Raw genomic sequence first — 18407 nt, 5'->3', positions numbered from 1 at the left:
CTCTCAGGTATTCCACTTCTGTGTTACATCGATTTAAAAGGCAACAACCATTTCTACATCAATGTGCCTTGAATTGAAAAACCTGAGAGACTCTGAACTGACCAGATATTTAATGGGATTGGTATAAGTTACTCAATATAATATTGATTTTAAGATGTCGTTAGCATCATAAAACAATAACAATTTTGTTGAGATATTTATCTCAAGCAGGACTTTGCATCATACTATGGACAGTTAACATTATGGCTAAAAACAGTCAGTCCATTGAAGCGATGGGGTCAGAAGATAATCAAAAAAACAATCCGATTTTACTTACAACATAAAATTGAATACCAGCGAGTCTTGATTAATTTTAATGGCAATACATCCAAATACTTAAATGCTCTTCAATTGTTTACTGATGAGTTAATGCGTTACATCAAGCAAACCATGACAACGCCATTAATCCCGAGCAATCTGTCACTCATGCTTCATACGTTAAAAACCTCTGCAGCAACATTGGGGTTTACTGAATTAGCGTGCTATACCAAAGAGAATGAAAACCAATTAATACATTACTCACCAGCTGAATTTAGCCAATTTGTTGAGCTACTATTAGAAAAACTCAACGCCACTCTCGCTCTAACAACATTCATTCCAATGTTAAAAGCAAGCTTAAAAGCGCAAAGCGAACATGTAGATATGCCACGGCTAGAAATTAACAACACATTTTTGATGATTTATACCAATCCTGATTAAAATAGGATCTATTTTAGGCTGCGTCACTAGGCCCAGTACAATGAAAATGGCTGTAGGTGTAGTCCTCTACATCAAAGTCATTTGAAGCCGTAATGGGGGTTGTGACACCGCCCCGAAGGGCGAATTTATCAGCGTGGTCCTCTTTGTTAGCCTTTCTTAACGTACGACTGCATGGATGCTGGAGGTAGAGCAACGCAGGAGCAGTTGCCGACGACTGCATGGATGCTGGAGGTAGAGCAACGCAGGAGCAGTTGCCGACGACTGCATGGATGCTGGAGGTAGAGCAACGCAGGAGCAGTTGCCGAGAATGACTAGGTCTTCAAAAGGCTGCCTTGAATACCTCACTGATAATTTTCGCTAAAAGAGCAAATTCTAATGCGGATTGGTATTACTGCAGGCTAATGGAAGAAGTCAGCCACAACAATATGAATGCCATAAATACTTTTATGAAAATAGCCAACACTCTTGAACTTATAGCGCCACAACATATCGCGTTATTAACACTTTCAATAAACCAATTATCATTCACGCAGCAGAAAAAATATTGGCAGAGATTTACCCCTTACTCATTCAATTACCGTCAATAGAATCTGAAAAAGATAACATCATCTAAATGGGTAAACACTCATCCAATCCCATTGGGCTTCAATTGATACTCACCCTTCCATAGATTAGTTTCGTCAGTTGTCATACCTTCGTACTATGATTATTAATGAATACGATTAAAACATGCGTTTTTTTTCTAATTTTTCATCCAAAAAAATATACGTTCACTACACTTGATATTATTAAATTCTTTATTGAAGTATTTTATGATCAAAGTGTTGAACATTTTTCTCTTGGCTTTTATGGTAATCAGCGTTGCCAGTTGTGATCTTGGAGCAAGCCAATCACTTGTCGTGTCCGCTCAAAAAGATCCCATCAAAATAGCGGTATCAGACACCCCACTTTCATCACCCTTTTTTATTGCACAACAGCAAAATTATTTTTCAAAAAATGGTTTAAATGTTGAGTTAGTGAGATTCGATAGCGGGGTAAAATGCTTTGAAGCGCTTAAGAATAATCAAGTTGATCTGGCAACGTCTTCAGAAACCGTTGTAATGTTCAATAGCTTTAAACCAACAAAATTTTCCGTTTTGGCGAGCTTTGTCGAATCAGATAATGATCTCAAACTACTGAGCTTAACCCCGCAGAAATATCATCAGCTAAATAATCTCGCGCACACTCGTGTAGGAATAGTAAAAAGTAGTGCTAGTGAGTTTTTTTTCGATAGTTTACTGATTATGTATAACAAAACTAAAGAGCCGATTGAACGCATATATTTACGTGCAGATCAGCTCATTCCAGCTTTATTGCAAAATGAAGTCGATATGATTTCAGCATGGGAACCATTCGGCTATTTATTAACACAACAAATGCCCTTAAACCCACAAGTGATTAATAGTCGAGGTTTAAATCTCTTGTCCTTTAATCTAATCGAACTTAAAGAGACGTCTTTATCAACAAAAGAAAAATTAGCTTTACTCAAAGCCATTAACGATGCGACAGAATTTATTCACAACCACTCTGAACAGGCTCAAGCACAAATCAGTAATACTTTACGTATTGATCCTTCACAGCTGCATTACTCCTGGAATGATTATACTTTTAGACTCTCTCTCAGTAATGCATTCTTTTCAAATATCCAAACTCAAAGCCAATGGGCCATCGACAACCAATTGGTGGCCGAAGAGAGCGGCTTAGATTTTAGGCAAATAGTCGATCGACAGCTGCTTGAAACATTCATGAATCTAGAGGCTGGATGGTAAGTTATGATGCTATCCAAACGCCTTAAACTCACTGCCTCACTTTGCTCACTGCTTACACTCATTGTTGGTTTATCATTGATACAAATTCATCATTATCAGCAAAAAATATATCGCCAACTTAATTATTCAATGAAACTACAAATCAGCATAGATAGTTTGCGAAGTCAGCTATGGCTTTACCAAGAATATACCGATGATAAAGGGTTATCCGCACTCAACAATAGCCAAGGCGAATTGGCCAAAGCTCTTTCTGAAGAGATAAACTGGGCTACAGAGCAAAAACAGATAATTGCTAATTTAAATCGATTTAATACTAATATCAGAGCATTAATTAATACCCAAAATAGTTTCTACAATAAGCAAGTCGATGTTTCGTCAACACTTACTGCTGAACGATTGTTTAATGCGAAATACAGTATGCTCATTGAAGAAATGACCGAAGAAATGTTTCATCTTCATCAATTATCCATTAAACAAGCAAGTCAAAAACAACAAACATTATTATATTTAGTGGGAGTCGTGCTGCTCATATTAGCGATTCTGGTTACAGCTTGGTCTTTTATGACACTGATTCGATTTAAAAAAGGATTCACTTCGCTCAACCAAGGTATGGAAGCGTTGGCGGCAGGAGATTTAACCAGTAAAATTAACTTCAATGATACCGATGAGTTATCGGCACTGGCTGACAATTTTAATAAGATGAAACAATCACTTGCTCAAATAACCATCAAAAAAGAAAAATTGAAACAAGAAGTTGATAGCCAAACCCGCAAACTGTTTGAACAGCAAGACAAGCTCATCTTCCTAGCCGAACATGACGATCTAACCGGTATTTACAATCGTCGAGCATTTATTAAGAAAATTGATTCTGCCATTGCCAGGGATTTACGCGGAATCAATCAAGCCGCATTATTATTTATTGACCTTAATAAATTTAAAAATATTAACGATACCTTAGGTCACAGCATTGGTGATGAAGTGATTATTACCATAGCAAGACGTTTGATGAAAAATTTACGGTCTACCGACATTCTAGGCCGATTAGGTGGAGATGAGTTTATTGTTTGGCTCGATATGCTCAGTGAACCTATTGATATTGAACAAAAAATACATCAATTATTAGCCACAATTAAACAACCTATAATTATCGAGCAACACACCTTGCAGGTTGGAGCGAGCATCGGCATTAGTTTATTACCTAAAAACGGCCTAAATAGCCGAGAGCTTATCAGCGCTGCAGATACCGCGATGTATCAAGCTAAAGCCGATAATAGCATTGAGTTTTGTTACTATCATGGCTGATCTGCTTTAACCACTTTATAGGTTTGAGTGTTCCAATCAAAATAATATTCGACACCTTGCCATTCATAAACAGTACCGTTGTCACGTTGAATGACTTTGGCATTTTCAGGTAAATGACGTAAACCCGGAGCATATTGAATACTGGTTGTAGTACGCTGTGGCGGTGCAACCACAACAGTGTCAACAAGCTCAACTTGCCGTGGCCGGTACTCTGTACCCAACTGACTTTGATAAGGATAAAAACCATAACGACGTCTACGATAATCATTATTTCCCCATGCCAAGCCATATCGCCAGTTGTGACTATTGCTCCAACTAAACCCAATGCTTGGCCCCCAACGCTGATTAACTCCCCAGCCTTGATCCCAACTGACTCCCCAACGCCAAGGATCGATATTTCGATAATAAGTATTATGTTGACGATGATGATTATGTTGTGAGCCAACAGAATGAGAAACACGATGAGAAGACGGAATAGATAATGGTGGCTGAGCATTAGCAAAACTCACCATCGTTAAGCCCGTAATCCCGCCAAGCCCTAGAATTGATAATAAAGCGCACTGTTTATTTATCCGCATAAGTCACCCCACAACATGGTATTCAAACATCAGTTTACGCTAAGCAAGGCCAAAGTCGATATCAACAATATAGGTCTATCAAATGGCTTAACCCTATATTAGAAAAATGCTATAGTGCGCCTCATAACGGTTTGGATTTGATTTACAGGCGGTAAGCATGAGTTTTAAAGATTTACGCAGCTTCATCGATCATTTAGAAGTAAATGGCGAATTAAAGCGCATTAAACACCCTGTTGATCCTCACTTAGAAATGACGGAGATCGCTGATCGTGTTTTACGATCAGGTGGCCCCGCTTTGCTATTTGAAAATCCAACCAATAATACTATGCCTGTACTTGTAAACCTGTTTGGCACACCTAAGCGTGTTGCGATGGCCTTGGGTAAAGACGACCCAATGGCACTACGTGAAGTTGGTGAGTTACTCGCATTTTTAAAAGAACCAGAACCACCTAGCGGCTTTAAAGACGCCATAGCTAAAATCCCCATGTTTAAACAGGCATTGAATATGCCGCCTAAAACAGTGCGCAATGCACCTTGTCAGCAAGTAGTTAAAACCGGCGATGAAGTTGACTTGACCTCATTGCCAATCCAACATTGTTGGCCTGGAGATGTTGCTCCCTTAGTGACTTGGGGATTAACAATCACCAAAGGACCTCGTCAGAAAAGACAAAACTTAGGTATTTATCGCCAACAATTATTAGGCAAAAATAAACTTATTATGCGCTGGCTTGATCACCGTGGCGGCGCTTTAGATTTTAAAGATTTTAAACAGCTTAATCCAGGTGAGCGTTATCCTGTCGTGGTTGCATTAGGTAGCGATCCTGTGACCATTTTAGGTGCAGTCACTCCCGTACCTGATTCAATGAGTGAATATGCTTTTGCTGGCTTATTGCGCGGTGAGCGCACTGAAGTCTGTAAAGCGATTAGCTGCGATCTGGAAGTACCAGCCACCAGCGAAATTATCCTTGAAGGCTATATAGACCCTGACGAAACCGCAGTAGAAGGCCCATATGGCGATCACACCGGTTACTATAACGAAACCGACTCATTTCCAGTATTTACCGTCACGCATTTAACTCATCGTAAAGACGCCATATACCATAGTACCTATACCGGCCGTCCACCCGATGAACCAGCAATGTTGGGGGTGGCGTTAAACGAAGTATTTGTGCCTATTTTACGTAAGCAGTACCCAGAAATTATTGATTTTTACCTGCCACCAGAAGGCTGTTCTTATCGCATGGCAGTGATTTCAATTCGTAAGCAATATCCCGGCCATGCTAAGCGCGTCATGATGGGTGCTTGGTCATTCTTACGTCAGTTCATGTATACCAAATTTATCGTTGTCGTTGATGAGGATGTTAATTGTCGTGATTGGCAAGATGTTATTTGGGCCATTACCACTCGAATGGATCCTATTCGCGATACCATGATGGTTGATAACACCCCTATCGACTACCTAGACTTTGCCTCGCCTGTTGCCGGTTTAGGCTCAAAAATGGGCTTAGATGCCACTAATAAATGGCCAGGTGAAACCACACGAGAATGGGGAACCCCTATTGTAATGGACCCTGAAGTTAAACAAAAAGTCGATCAAATCTGGGATGATCTCGGCATAGACGATATACCAACATTATAATCACAATGATCTAATTAGGCGCAAGTCGCTCTATTTAACTCATTGATAAAAATAAAAAAGGCCTTAAAGGACGTTAGATGAAAACCATTCGTTGTCAGATTGAAAAAATCACCCCGTTTAATGACGCTGTGTATCAGGTGTTCCTTAAACCCGAAGCAGCTTTCGATTTTAAAGCAGGCCAGTACTTATCTGTGGTCATGGGTGAAAAAGACAAACGTCCTTTCTCTATCGCTTCAGCCCCAAATGCTGCCTTAATTGAATTACACATTGGTGCAGCGGTCAGCGAAAGCTATCCAATGCAAGTTGTGGAACGCCTACAAACCTCAAGTTATATCGATATCGAAGCGCCAGCAGGCGACGCGTATCTTCGAAGTGAGAGTCATAAGCCACGTATCTTAATTGCCGGCGGTACAGGTTTCTCATACATAAAAAGTATTGTTGAAGCACAAATAGCTAACGGTGAAACCGTAAGTACTAAATTATATTGGGGCTGTCGCAACCAAGAAGCCATGTATTATCAAGATATTGCTCGTCAATGGAACGACGACTACTCATGGTTAGAATTTATTCCTGTAATTGAACTTGCAGATGATAAATGGACAGGTAAACAAGCTAATTTACTCGAACAAATTAAGCAGGATTTTGTCAGCTTAAACGGTTATGACATTTATATTGCGGGTCGCTTTGACATGGTTGGTGCTGCTCGTGAGCTGTTCCGCGAACTTGGTGTTGAAGAAGACCATTTATATGGTGATGCATTCGCATTTATTAAGTAAACACATAGAGTGTAATACTACATTTACTGGCTAGTTGGCTAAACTGACCAAACTATAAATCGGATGATAATCTTTCATCCGATTTTTTATTATTGTTAATCGATAGCAGCCTAATACCAATTCCAATAATTATTTGGTCATTCAACAGAAATGAAATAACTAATGACATTGGTATAGCATATTAAAACTGCACTCTTTCATAACGACTCCACGCAACTAAATCGCCCATGAATGGCATAATCCATACTGCTGTATTTTCAGTGGTATGAACCCTAAAAAAGACAAGCTCTTCCTCTTGAATATCCATGCGTTTCACTTCACGATAAAAACGCATTGCCGATTCGGTCACATGCTCGGGCTTAATGAATTCTTTTTGATCGATCTTGGTAAAAAACACATCGACATCTACATCGCCAATTGATTGTTGATATTGATTAAATGTCCCACGGGTTTTTAATTTGATCGGTGTCGTTATACAGTCTTCATCAGTAATGCATGTCGTGGTGTATATCTGGCCAGTATTTTCACCTTGATACACTAATGAAATGCTTAAATCAGCGCGTATGAGCTTTTGCCCCGCGATAGGAAAATATACATCTGCATGGTAATGATGCTCGACAATATCTCCGACATCCCCTTCTGGAATAAGCACCCGATTATAACGAATTCGAGTCTCCATTTTTTTAGATAATGGGATAAAACTTTCCATGTTAATTCCTGCGGGTTCAGGGGTTAACATAGTGATATTAATAATGCCTTGGCCATCACAATCATTCAAAGCATATCCAGGACAAGTCGCAAATGAATAAGAACGGCCATTCGTCAGCGCAAAACCGCTAAACCCCTTTAAACCGTGAAGTCGATTTGTTTTTGGTGCAATGTGCTTCTGCCATTTAGATTCATGCAACTGATCCGTGTCATTTTTATAGAACACTTTCGCACTTTCACGAATACCACCAATATTGAGCTCAATTTCTTTATCACTTTTCCATTGCGATGTATTTTTCAGCACTTGGTGGTATTCACAGCCATACCAAAAAATAATGAGTATCCCAAGCAAAACCAATGCACCAGCAATTTTAACCAACAAGCTCACGTCAAAAAAAGCGGCGCGGATCGTGTCACTGTCACTCAGAGAAACAACTTTTACATGGCTTTGCTCACTGATATGGAGCTGATAACCACGCCTTGCGACCGCTTTTAGTTGAATTTCTTGAAAGGGTTCTAATTTACGTCTTAAAGTACTAATGCATTGGGTGAGTGACGTTGGTGCAACGACTCTGTCAGGCCAACCAGCTTCTAACAATTCTTCTTTGGTGTAAATTTTACAATCAAAATCAAGCAGTTTGGTGAGGACAGCATATTCGGAAAAAGTGAGCGGAATTTTCTCATGGTTTAGATGATTAATCAGTTGTTTGGCTGAAGTATCAAGTGATAAATAATGAGTAATTTTTAACACCGTATGCACCTAAAATAATTAACATGAGACCAATTTAATTGTTACAAAATGATACCGTTAAAAACAATATTATAATGTGATAACAAACTCAATCTGATACATTTAAATTACTTTATTACAATAACTTATGTTTACATTGATTCGATGACACCTTCAAAATGAAATGTTCTTATAGGCATTTACGACTAAATATTTGCTGCCCCACTATCAATAGAAGCGACACCCATAATAGTAATCCACAATAAAGCCCTGCGATTGGCATCTGAGCAATACTTAACATGCTAGTACTGCCTCTGTGTTGCACCACATCACCTTGAGATAATATGTCTGGTAATACGACACCACTCATAATGGCCCTAAATAAATCGCTAGGATTGAGTAAAATTAATACTTGAAAAACTGTATTTGAAACGCCTTGTAAATCAGCCACCATGAAGGTGAGTAAAACAAGATCGTATACCAGCACAATCATTACCCACATAAATAACAGCACCGCTATCGCTTTGGCTTTCTCAACCACCAGCAAACTCACTATATAGCCCAACAACACAAAGCATAACGTCAGCAATATACTGCTCAATATTAAGTGAATAAAAGCCACGACAACGTCTTGTATCGGGAAGGCCGTCAACGTCCAAACAGAAATAGCGGTCAGAGAAAAAGCAAAACCTATTGTACAACTGAGCACCCAAAGATGGCCGAGTAACTTACCGAATAAGATGTGTAGACGTGTAACAGGATAAGATAATAGTAGTAACAAAGTGCCTGATTCTTCTTCACCAATAAAGCTATCGTAACTCAATAATATTGCAGTCAATGGTAAAATATACACGCACATTGAACTCAAACTGGCCATGAGTAATGGTAAATCAGCCACAATTAATTCACCTGAAACGGCGGAACCCGCAAAAGTGATAAGCAGTGATAAACATGTCAGCATTAAACCAATAAACAAAAACCATCGATTGCGGAAGTTATCTTTTATTTCTTTTAGTGCAATGGCAAGAACCGCTGTAAACATCACTGCCCCTTATGCCGCTATATGTTGATGAAGCTTCATGAAGTGATGATAAATATCACTTAAATCAGGTTCTTCAATTGAAAAATTATAAGCTCCACTATGCGATGTGAGGTACTTAATAATCCTCGGCTTATCCACTTGATGAACCCATAACTGATTATTAATTGCCAACCTTGATAAAAAATCGTCATGGGCAATGGCATCAAGGATATCAACTCCAGTAAAATGCACCTTAAGATCTGCGGCCTGACGTAATTCCTCTAACCGACCACTTGCTAGCTTTTTACCATTAGCCATAATAAATGCCCGATCGATATTATCTTCAACCACGGCAAGCTCATGAGTGCATACAACAATAGCGCAGCCTTGTCGTTTAAGTTCGGCAATTTTTTGATACATAAATAACGACGCTTGAGGATCAAGCCCTACTGTAGGCTCATCAAGTAATAAAACATCAGGCGCAGACAAAATGGCCTGTGCAAAGCCTAAGCGTTGTTTCATGCCTTTAGAATAGGTTCTAACAGGCTTATTTTGCGCTTGCCCCAAACCAAAGTCTTCAAGCACCCTAACCACCTGATTTTTAGCAACGCCTTTCAATGAAGCAAAATATTCCAGTACTTCTTTTCCGGTTAACTTTTCGTAAAGCGAAATATTTTCAGGTAAATAACCCAAGTTAATTTTCCGGTGGTGCTTTTCATGTTTAAGCACCTTTCCTAACATCGAAATCTCACCAGAAGTGGCAGGAACAATTCCAAGCAACATTTTGATTAAACTAGATTTACCTGCACCGTTATGACCGAGTAAAGCCAATGTTTCGCCAGCATTAACAGTGAAACTAATATCATCAACGGCCAAAAAGTCGCGGTATTGTTTAACTAAATGAGTGACTAAAATTGCTGGGGTATCTTGCATATAATGATTACCTTTAAAATTCATCCGCTTGGGATGGGTTCATCATAGGGAAACTGTCGATGACCCCGGCTTCAGGCATAATATTAAATTGTTGTTGTGTCCACCGAAGTAGCTGCGCGACTGGACTTTTTAATAGAAATTGCGCCTCTGGATAAAGCCAATACAAACGATCTAACTGATCACTTGGCTGGTAAACCTGCTCACTAATACCATTGCCCGTCAGATCCCAACCAATAAAACTACTCCAATAATTCCCCTGACGCTCATAACTCCACTCGACAAGGCTTTCACCAACATATTTAACCTGAATCTGGTTATTTATAAATTGATTACGGTAAATCTTATTACCTTCACCGCCCATCGCCATATAAATACCCACCTCACTATTAGAAAAATCATTACCAAACACGGCATTATCACGTGCACCGTAAATAAACATGCCACGGCCTTCACCTCCCGCAACTTTCGCGTGTGAATTAACAATGTTATTGACTCGGTTTGCAGATACTTCGGAGTGATTAGTCATATTCAGTAACACGCCAAAACTTTGAGCTGATTCAACTAGATTATGATGTAAGTTGATTTTCTCAGAACTCATTAGTGCAAAACCACCATCAACATCTTTTGCATAATTATTAAATGCTTCATCATGAGCGGTATACATATAGTGCAAGCCATATTGCTGGTTAACAAAGTCATTACCGCTCACCAAACTATACTTACCTGACTCAAGATAAATGCCATCCCTAACATGTTTAATCTCGTTGAATTGAATGATGGCATTATCGACCCGCTTTAAGTGAATACCATCACCTCTGTCTAAAATATGTCCTTGGCTGCTTCCAGTAATCACATTGTTTTTAATTGATAAAAAATCACCATTATCGGCTCGAATACCAAAGCTTGGCCCCAGTAATTCGTTATTTTCAATCAACACATTGCTAATGTCGTCGTTAATTAATATTGCGGCATTTAGCGCATATTGGTCTGCCCCCCAATTGACAATTTTTAACGATCGCAGCTTAACATCTGAGCTTGCTATCGTTATTGCGCTGCCTAAACCTAATGCGTCGATTTCTGCGCCGGGCTTACCAATAATACTGAGCGGTTTATCTATGATGAATTGCCCCTGATAAACAGCGCGATGCAAGACTAATGTGTCATAAGAATGCGCTTGCTGAATTTTCAGTTGTAAGCCTAGTGGATCTTTCACCGGTATTTCAGCTGCAGTACTTGGCAGAGTGAGTATGGCCAAAAAAATAGATAACAAAATCGTAAATCTCATTGTCATACCACTCTATTCAAACCTTATCGTACACAATGAAAGTGACCTTATAAAAAGCCGCTTTATTTGAGACGATCATTAATGATTCATGCCTTTTTCGTGCGACATTCCTTCACCTAATACTTCAAGTGAAATCTCATCATATGCCAACACTGCACCACCAAATTCATTCGCAAAATGTTGCGCTGCATCAGCACTACTAAATGCGCCAACTGAAGGCCCCATAACACCTTTACGATTCGAACCATAAACATACCAAGCCTTTGTTCCATCAATAAAGGAGTCATCATTAGGCATCTCCCATGATGTTTTTGCCATATCATGTACATAAACTTGACTTACTTGTCTTTGATTCTCTGGTTGTAAAATAAAATTGAACATGTCTCTAGTTGAGCAAAACTTGGGGATTACATCACTATCTTTTAAAAATACCTCACCTTTAGGACCAGGGTATTTTGTGATCATCATGCCACACATATGACAACGGTCATGATCGTCAATAGCCTGAGAGTCATGCATTGTTAGCCCATCATGTTGTGGGCCACAAGCAAATAACATTGGTATAAACAACAGTAAAAAATAAATTCTATTCATATAATTCACACTTAACAGTAAACAATCACATTGATAGAGCTCCCCCTTAAAGCACCGGGGGAGTCAATTAGTAAAGGGCAGCCCTCAAAACTGATTAAATACCGTAAGTTTGCCCCGCATATAAGATGAACAAACGTAGACACATCATGCCACTAATGACACATACGCCCGATAAGTAAAACGCTTTGGCTGAATGGCTAAAGGTTTTACCTGTGGCAAAGTTAAGTAAGATGGGGCCTAAAAAACCAACCCCAATAACCCCAACCCAGAACAAGTTAGCCCATACACCACTAGTAAAAGCAGAAAATGCAGATTGCGCACCTTCATTACCCGTCGCAAGCGACATGGCTATCATCACAATAAATAAAATTTCAGTAATCATGATCGGCCATTCAGCACCGTGTAACAGCGTTAACTCACTACTGTGTAAGTCTTCTTTGAACACTAAAACCGACACCATTTTTGATGCAGCTGCACCCGCAGAAACTCCTGATACGATAAATAATGCAGGTAACACAGCAGTATTGATCAATGGGAAACGAATGAGTGCTGAAATTAAGAAGCCTGTATATGCACAAACCGACATAGCAAGAATCAACGTTAATAATTCTAATGGACGTCGAATTGGCTTCAACATACTAATAAGTGGTAATAGTCCCCTTAACCCCTTAATAGCTTTTATGTCATCTTCAAAGGCATAAAGACACAACACCGCAGTTAATGGGATATAAGCACAAAGTGCGATAACACCAAGCGACATTACTGAGGTGAAATTATAAAACACCAAAATACGCCAGAAGAACAGAGGGTTAGTTAAATCTAGCACTAGACATAACATACCTAAACTTATCGTAACAAACGAAATTAATGCGGCAGACTTATACAAAGGTGTGTTAGCGGTTTGGCCTTTAATAAACCGAATCGCTAACGCAACAACTAAAGCTCCGCCAGAGATCCCTGCTAGAAATAAGTACACTGCAATAGGCCATGGCCACGCTATCCCTTGGGATAACCCCATGGTGAACTCCATTGAACCGTCCATCTTATACCCCCAATTTAACGACTGGTATGTAACGTAAACTCGGCTCAGTACCAAACTGAGGTTTCATACGAACCGAGTCTTTGACTGCCAATAATTTATTCACATATGAATTTGGATCGTTAATATCACCAAAAATCAATGCGTCATATTTACATTGCTGTACACATGCTGGTAACTCGCCTTTTGATAACTTGCTACTTAAGCAAAAATCACAGTGATCAGCGACATTAGTATCTTCATTGATGAAACGAGCATTATAAGGACAGGCGCCAATACAATATTTACAACCGGCACACTTACTCTTATCCATAGTCACAATCCCAGTTTTAGGATCTCTATGCGCAGCACCCGTTGGGCATACACTGACACATGGTGCATTTTTACACTGCTGACAAGAAACACGTACAAACTTGCGTTCGCAGTTACATTTGTCTTTACCACAGTGTGGGCAAGCTTTACCTTCTACTCCACCCGATTGATGCTCCATCAAACACTTTGACTTACCCACAGGTAAGCTGTTTGCTGTATTACAAGCCAGCTTGCACTCTCCACAGCCAGTACATTTGTTTTGATCAAACACCATGACATAATGAGGCTTATTCGTATTAGAACTGTCATCTTCAACTGAGGTACAACCCATCGGACCCCAAATTAAAGAAGCAGCACCAACACCTTTTAGAAACCTCCGTCTCTCTATATTCTCACTCACAACACCCTCCCTATATCAGCCTTGACTGACAGGTATTTATTGGTTCGGCTGTAAATTCAAATGACGAAATTATCGATTCACTTCGTCCAATTGAAATTCGGCTTTTATAATTGCATTAGTAATAGATTGTCGATTAAAAGGTTGAGATTGGTTTGTTAGTAAAATCCGCCAATGCTTGATGGCTATTGCATACTGACCATTTAAGTAAGCGTTTGTTGCAAGTAGCATTCGAGTATGAAGTTCGTCATTTTGGATAGACAAAGCGGTATCAATCACATGCTTTGTTTCAGGCCCGAATGTGCGAGCATCACGGTAATACATTGATGTTGCTTTCATCCCTAAGAGTTCAGCGTCGTTGCCAACCAAAGAAATAAGCTGGGTTAACGTGTCGACCGAGCTAGCATATAAGCCACCTTCGGCATAAGACTGCGCTAACGCCATAAGTGCCATTTCATCTTGTGGTTGTTGCTCAACTTGCCTCCGTCCTTTCGTGATGTTGGCAGCAACAAGATAATCCACATTGTCATCAACTCTACCTTTGTCCCAACCTTGAAAATGTCCTCCACTGGCATAAATTGATATCGAAAAGATCAACACGATGACTGACATCCCAAAAGGATAATAAGCGGTAGCAAGACCATTGAACTCATCAAGTTCAACGTTGACAGCCTTGCTAACCCCTTTAGTCACTCTGCTATTATTTTTCACCACAGTACGGCTCAAATTACGGTTGTATGCACTGTGATGAAGCCAGAAGAGTCCGATAAATATACTCAGACATATTGCAATACCTAAGGCCAGAATATTCATAAGTGTCTCTTCTTTTAATTGAATAAGTTGTTACATTAACTGGGGCTATTTACCCGCCATTGCGTGATTCATCATGCCTTCCATTCCCATACCACTCAGTCCCATTCCTTTGGATTTTTCACTTGGTTTTTCGGACAGAACTAATTCAACCTCAAACACTAAAGCTGTTTCACCTGGAATATTACCCGCCCCTTTTGCGCCGTAAGCCAACGCTGATGGAATGGTGAATCGAAAAGTTGAACCAACAGGCATAAGACGCAAACCTTCTTCCCAACCGTCAATTGCCGTTAACAATGCAAAACGCACAGGCTCAGTGGTTTCTTCAAAGACAGTTCCATCAATCAATGAACCTTTGTATTTAACTGTCACTACATCTTCAGCCTTAGGTTTAATACCATCACCAAGGACTAACACTTCATATTGCAAACCAGTGCCTGTCACTTTTACACCTGATTTATCTTTGTTTTTCGCCAAATAATTTTCGCTAGCCTTACGACTGGCTAACACCATTTTTTCAACTTTTTGAGTGTTTAATACATTCAGTAATTCACTTCGCTCATTCAAGTAAGTGATGACGTCCTCATCAGTTATTTTTTGCTGATCTTTTAACGCATCAATCACCCCATCAATAACGTCTTGAACGTCGACTTTTGCACCTAACTCTGTTTGATTAAAAATTTGGTTTGATAAATAATTACCTACCGAAGCGCCTATACTATAAGACTGTTTTTCAACATCATTCTCCAAACCATCACTCGCAACACTGCTAGCTGATAGCACTAACGAAATACACGTCGCAATGGTTAACGCACTTTTGTTAAGATTTTTCATAAAGTATTCTCACATTATTGAGTTCACCTATCAGTAAATTACCAATAGCTATTAATCTGAAATAAAAGGTTATGGTTTCTCTGTTGGCCTACCCGATAAGCGCCACCCATAAATGCCCTCACTCATATGCCTAACGCCGGTATAACCGATTTTCACCGTTTCTCTGGCTGCCATTGCGCTGGAAGTGCATAAAGGATTTGCACAGTAGAAAATCATTACGGCATCTTTATTTTTTGGAAGTAGTTTTTTCCAATTTTTAACGTTGAAATAAATGGCACCCGGAATGTATCCTTCTGCCCATAACTCCATCGTGTTTACATCAAAAAAATAAACACCCTCTTTGCCTATTAACGACTCAGCCTCACGCATTGAAATCGGGTTAAGCTGAATGTCATACACTGGAGCAAGAGTCATCTCTCCGCCGCCGCCAGCGAATACTGGTGTGTTCATTACGATTAACAACGATACTGAAATCAAAATGGTACTAAGTCGTTTTTTCATTGCATTCTCTCTACATATCTTGTCATCACAGTAATGCCGGAATATCGGTAAATGGCTTCCCGCTGTTGCGGGAAGCCATTATTGATTTATATACTGTTTTTATTGATAATTGCTTGAGCCTGAGTGACATACGTCATCGCAGCATCGATACGTTTTTGGCTATAGCGAGCACCATGTACCCCCCAAGAGCCGTCTTTCTTAAGAAGCGTTACAGCATCTTGAGCTTTATCAGTAAGTAGCAACACTTGTGATTTAGCTTCAACAGATAACTTAGTGACTTCTAGCAGTTTATCGATACCATCGAGCGCAACCACAACCTGCGCGTAGGTGTCTTTAATCGGTGTTTGCCACTTCATCACTTCACCATAAATCTCTTGTTGATCTTCGTAATGTAAGCTTGGATCAAGTTCAGATTGGAACTGACTATGACAACCTTTGCCATTAACAACGTTATCATCTGAGATTGAAGTGCGAGCACATGACCACATTAAGTCTAAGTAGTTATTACCATTTGCATTTTTAGCAACAGTCCAACCTTTAGTACTTGATACACGAGGTTCACCTTCAGGCGGGTTAAGAGTCTTATTCGTTGGATCTATTTCAATCTTCCACATATGAGACTTACGTACCGCATCGAAGCCAGCTTGGTCAGGGAACTGCATAGCAGTAAAGTTTTCACAGCTCCCCATGTTCGGCATATGACAACTAGTACAGGTTTGTTCGCTATGAGACTTAGTGTTCTCTACGATTTCAGCTTGTGCAGCATGACAATCCGTACACTCTGTCTTCATTTTTGGTTTGGTATAACCCGATTTCCAATCGTTGCTTGTGACTTCATGTGGATCATGACAAGTAGAACAACGCATGCCTTTTTCATAGTGCATAGACGCGAACATTTGTGAACCTTCGGTTCCACATGATGGACATGAGGACTTCATTTTCACACCAAATGCATATTCTAACTTTTCTTGACCTTTCTCTGTTTTAGCTAAATCAGGTACAAAATTAAAACGTTGATGGCAACGCTCACAGTTAGAAGGCATTCCACCGCCATTCCCCCCGTCTAAATGACCACCAGCACCATGACACTCTTCACAGGCAATGCCTCTAGAAATAGTATGTTCTTGTAGTGTTTTAGGGTCGCCTAAGGCGGCAAAGTATTCATCTTTAGATTGGAAATCAAACTTGAAGCTATGGCACACTTCACAATAAGAACTTGCTGGCTGGAACAGCATTTCTTTTTCGTATTTAGCGCCGTATGAGCTCATGCCTATTTGATGAGAACCACTTGCGCCAAAAGCTTTACCGTCGTTAGTGGCAGGAAACTCTGGGATAACAGCATTGATTTTTGCCGCCATGGCTGGGGTTAACCATTCAGCCCAACCACGTGAAAATTGGTTACCACCAGCAACCATTTTACCGGTGCCTTCAATAAGTAAACCATCACGAATATGGTATGTACCACGAACAAGATAGCTGTCAATAAAACCGTATTTAGTGCGAGGTGTACCGATTGTTGCATAAATAGCATCTGGGGTAATACCATCAGCGAGAATGGACGTGTCTTTAGTACCGTACATTGGTTTTTTAAGATCATTGTCCACTTCTGGATGCTCACCAGGGAACCGAACTGTTTTCGCATGACGAGAACGACTCCATGCTTCATATTGAACAGCATGACATTCACCACATTTTTCTGGACCCACAAACTTATTCGGATAATCGAGAATGGATTTCGCACCTAAACGATATTGAACCGCACTTGGGCGGCCTACCATTTCACTATATACAGGGCTGTTACCAGTATCGAGATATTCTTCACCCCGGTCACTTACATGGTACTCACCAATTAAATTACCTTCTTCATGATATTTAAATAAAGGGTGATTTTGAAAAAGGAAATCAAATAATTCTTTTTCCTGAACAATATAATCTTGTAGCGTTTTAACACCTTTAGTTTTTTCAACACCATTAGAATGTTCAATTACTTCTAATGCGGTATGCCCCATCGACTTTTCACTTGTTGCCTTTCCGCCTGCATTAACAGTACCTACAGCGCCAAGACAAAGCAGCACGCTGAGTGCAGCCAGCTTGTATTTACCCTGTTTCATTGTCCCACTCCTCATCATCATTACTCTATTTTTCTCCGCTAAACCTGGCAGTTCAGCGAACGATATAATTAATTTGAGCAAGAGACATTCTAAAGGCAAAAACGGGACTAACCATGCGCAAGATCACATAGAAAAACGACTCACAAATAACAAAACATAAAACAACACAAATCCAATACTTACAATAACTTAAAGTTCGACTCAGATTATTTTTTATATAAAAACACGCTTTTTTTAGTTATAAAAAAAACTAAAAATATATTTATTAATATAAAAAAACATCCTCTTTAA

Annotated in this window: 17 protein-coding genes; 5 read left to right on the top strand and 12 right to left on the bottom strand. The window is 39.7% G+C overall.

What is annotated here, in order from left to right:
• Window positions 1-408: 408 nt before the first annotated feature.
• The 3 genes from ACWXWT_RS06455 to ACWXWT_RS06445 all read left to right on the top strand — a co-directional run bounded on the left by ACWXWT_RS06455 (window position 409) and on the right by ACWXWT_RS06445 (window position 3848).
• A complete protein-coding gene (locus ACWXWT_RS06455; RefSeq protein ID WP_456040796.1) occupies window positions 409-738 on the top strand; it encodes a hypothetical protein in 330 nt (109 codons plus the stop codon).
• Window positions 739-1550: 812 nt separating this feature from the next.
• Window positions 1551-2546 (top strand): ABC transporter substrate-binding protein, encoded by a 996-nt coding sequence (locus ACWXWT_RS06450; RefSeq protein WP_456040795.1) that lies wholly within the window; start codon window positions 1551-1553, stop codon window positions 2544-2546.
• A 3-nt stretch (window positions 2547-2549) separates the two neighbouring features.
• Window positions 2550-3848: a diguanylate cyclase domain-containing protein gene (locus tag ACWXWT_RS06445; protein WP_456040794.1), complete on the top strand. Its 1299-nt coding sequence runs from the start codon at window positions 2550-2552 to the stop codon at window positions 3846-3848.
• Here ACWXWT_RS06445 and ACWXWT_RS06440 read toward each other — a convergent pair.
• Window positions 3839-4426: a hypothetical protein gene (locus tag ACWXWT_RS06440; protein WP_456040793.1), complete on the bottom strand. Its 588-nt coding sequence runs from the start codon at window positions 4424-4426 to the stop codon at window positions 3839-3841. The two genes, ACWXWT_RS06445 and ACWXWT_RS06440, sit on opposite strands and share 10 nt — an antisense overlap.
• Window positions 4427-4583: 157 nt before the next feature.
• On the opposite strand from ACWXWT_RS06440, the gene ubiD reads away from it, so the two are divergent.
• Both ubiD and fre read left to right on the top strand, forming a co-directional pair.
• A complete protein-coding gene (ubiD, locus tag ACWXWT_RS06435; RefSeq protein WP_456040792.1) occupies window positions 4584-6065 on the top strand; it encodes a 4-hydroxy-3-polyprenylbenzoate decarboxylase in 1482 nt (493 codons plus the stop codon).
• A 77-nt stretch (window positions 6066-6142) separates the two neighbouring features.
• Window positions 6143-6841: an NAD(P)H-flavin reductase gene (gene fre, locus ACWXWT_RS06430; RefSeq protein ID WP_456040791.1), complete on the top strand. Its 699-nt coding sequence runs from the start codon at window positions 6143-6145 to the stop codon at window positions 6839-6841.
• A 181-nt stretch (window positions 6842-7022) separates the two neighbouring features.
• On the opposite strand, the gene ACWXWT_RS06425 is transcribed toward fre, so the two are convergent.
• The 11 genes from ACWXWT_RS06425 to ACWXWT_RS06375 form a co-directional block, all read right to left on the bottom strand.
• A complete protein-coding gene (locus tag ACWXWT_RS06425; RefSeq protein ID WP_456040790.1) occupies window positions 7023-8300 on the bottom strand; it encodes a winged helix-turn-helix domain-containing protein in 1278 nt (425 codons plus the stop codon).
• A 169-nt stretch (window positions 8301-8469) separates the two neighbouring features.
• Complete coding sequence (locus ACWXWT_RS06420) at window positions 8470-9321, bottom strand: ABC transporter permease (protein WP_456040789.1); 852 nt, start codon at window positions 9319-9321, stop codon at window positions 8470-8472.
• A 9-nt stretch (window positions 9322-9330) separates the two neighbouring features.
• Window positions 9331-10233, bottom strand: a complete 903-nt coding sequence (locus ACWXWT_RS06415) for an ABC transporter ATP-binding protein (protein ID WP_456040788.1) — start codon at window positions 10231-10233, stop codon at window positions 9331-9333.
• A 13-nt stretch (window positions 10234-10246) separates the two neighbouring features.
• Window positions 10247-11518, bottom strand: coding sequence for a nitrous oxide reductase family maturation protein NosD (gene nosD, locus ACWXWT_RS06410; RefSeq protein ID WP_456040787.1), 1272 nt, complete (start codon window positions 11516-11518; stop codon window positions 10247-10249).
• 78 nt (window positions 11519-11596) lie between these two features.
• On the bottom strand, window positions 11597-12112 hold the full coding sequence (locus ACWXWT_RS06405) for a nitrous oxide reductase accessory protein NosL (protein ID WP_456040786.1): 516 nt from the start codon (window positions 12110-12112) through the stop codon (window positions 11597-11599).
• A 94-nt stretch (window positions 12113-12206) separates the two neighbouring features.
• Window positions 12207-13154, bottom strand: coding sequence for an NrfD/PsrC family molybdoenzyme membrane anchor subunit (nrfD, locus tag ACWXWT_RS06400; protein WP_456040785.1), 948 nt, complete (start codon window positions 13152-13154; stop codon window positions 12207-12209).
• A gap of 1 nt (window position 13155) precedes the next feature.
• The gene (locus ACWXWT_RS06395) at window positions 13156-13863 is read right to left on the bottom strand and encodes a 4Fe-4S dicluster domain-containing protein (RefSeq protein WP_456040784.1); all 708 of its coding nucleotides are present in this window, start codon (window positions 13861-13863) and stop codon (window positions 13156-13158) included.
• Between the two features lie 69 nt (window positions 13864-13932).
• Window positions 13933-14673 (bottom strand): tetratricopeptide repeat protein, encoded by a 741-nt coding sequence (locus ACWXWT_RS06390; protein ID WP_456040783.1) that lies wholly within the window; start codon window positions 14671-14673, stop codon window positions 13933-13935.
• A 45-nt stretch (window positions 14674-14718) separates the two neighbouring features.
• Window positions 14719-15504: an FKBP-type peptidyl-prolyl cis-trans isomerase gene (locus ACWXWT_RS06385; RefSeq protein WP_456040782.1), complete on the bottom strand. Its 786-nt coding sequence runs from the start codon at window positions 15502-15504 to the stop codon at window positions 14719-14721.
• A 69-nt stretch (window positions 15505-15573) separates the two neighbouring features.
• Complete coding sequence (locus tag ACWXWT_RS06380; RefSeq protein WP_456040781.1) at window positions 15574-16005, bottom strand: rhodanese-like domain-containing protein; 432 nt, start codon at window positions 16003-16005, stop codon at window positions 15574-15576.
• 86 nt (window positions 16006-16091) lie between these two features.
• Window positions 16092-18116 (bottom strand): cytochrome C, encoded by a 2025-nt coding sequence (locus tag ACWXWT_RS06375; protein WP_456040780.1) that lies wholly within the window; start codon window positions 18114-18116, stop codon window positions 16092-16094.
• Between the last annotated feature and the right edge of the window lie 291 nt (window positions 18117-18407).

It is taken from the genome of Shewanella sp. A22 (assembly GCF_053850585.1).
Note: the sequence above shows the minus strand (reverse complement) of the source record. Positions and strands in the feature narration are given on the sequence as shown.

Coding starts and splice junctions, on each gene's coding strand:
- fre (WP_456040791.1), top strand. CDS start 6,143: ATGAAAACCATTCGTTGTCAGATTGAAAAAATCACCCCGTTTAATGAC.
- ACWXWT_RS06390 (WP_456040783.1), bottom strand. CDS start 14,673: ATGAATATTCTGGCCTTAGGTATTGCAATATGTCTGAGTATATTTATC.
- ubiD (WP_456040792.1), top strand. CDS start 4,584: ATGAGTTTTAAAGATTTACGCAGCTTCATCGATCATTTAGAAGTAAAT.
- nosD (WP_456040787.1), bottom strand. CDS start 11,518: ATGAGATTTACGATTTTGTTATCTATTTTTTTGGCCATACTCACTCTG.
- ACWXWT_RS06445 (WP_456040794.1), top strand. CDS start 2,550: ATGATGCTATCCAAACGCCTTAAACTCACTGCCTCACTTTGCTCACTG.
- ACWXWT_RS06415 (WP_456040788.1), bottom strand. CDS start 10,233: ATGCAAGATACCCCAGCAATTTTAGTCACTCATTTAGTTAAACAATAC.
- ACWXWT_RS06440 (WP_456040793.1), bottom strand. CDS start 4,426: ATGCGGATAAATAAACAGTGCGCTTTATTATCAATTCTAGGGCTTGGC.
- ACWXWT_RS06380 (WP_456040781.1), bottom strand. CDS start 16,005: ATGAAAAAACGACTTAGTACCATTTTGATTTCAGTATCGTTGTTAATC.
- ACWXWT_RS06405 (WP_456040786.1), bottom strand. CDS start 12,112: ATGAATAGAATTTATTTTTTACTGTTGTTTATACCAATGTTATTTGCT.
- ACWXWT_RS06385 (WP_456040782.1), bottom strand. CDS start 15,504: ATGAAAAATCTTAACAAAAGTGCGTTAACCATTGCGACGTGTATTTCG.
- nrfD (WP_456040785.1), bottom strand. CDS start 13,154: ATGGACGGTTCAATGGAGTTCACCATGGGGTTATCCCAAGGGATAGCG.
- ACWXWT_RS06455 (WP_456040796.1), top strand. CDS start 409: ATGCGTTACATCAAGCAAACCATGACAACGCCATTAATCCCGAGCAAT.
- ACWXWT_RS06420 (WP_456040789.1), bottom strand. CDS start 9,321: ATGTTTACAGCGGTTCTTGCCATTGCACTAAAAGAAATAAAAGATAAC.
- ACWXWT_RS06375 (WP_456040780.1), bottom strand. CDS start 18,116: ATGAAACAGGGTAAATACAAGCTGGCTGCACTCAGCGTGCTGCTTTGT.
- ACWXWT_RS06450 (WP_456040795.1), top strand. CDS start 1,551: ATGATCAAAGTGTTGAACATTTTTCTCTTGGCTTTTATGGTAATCAGC.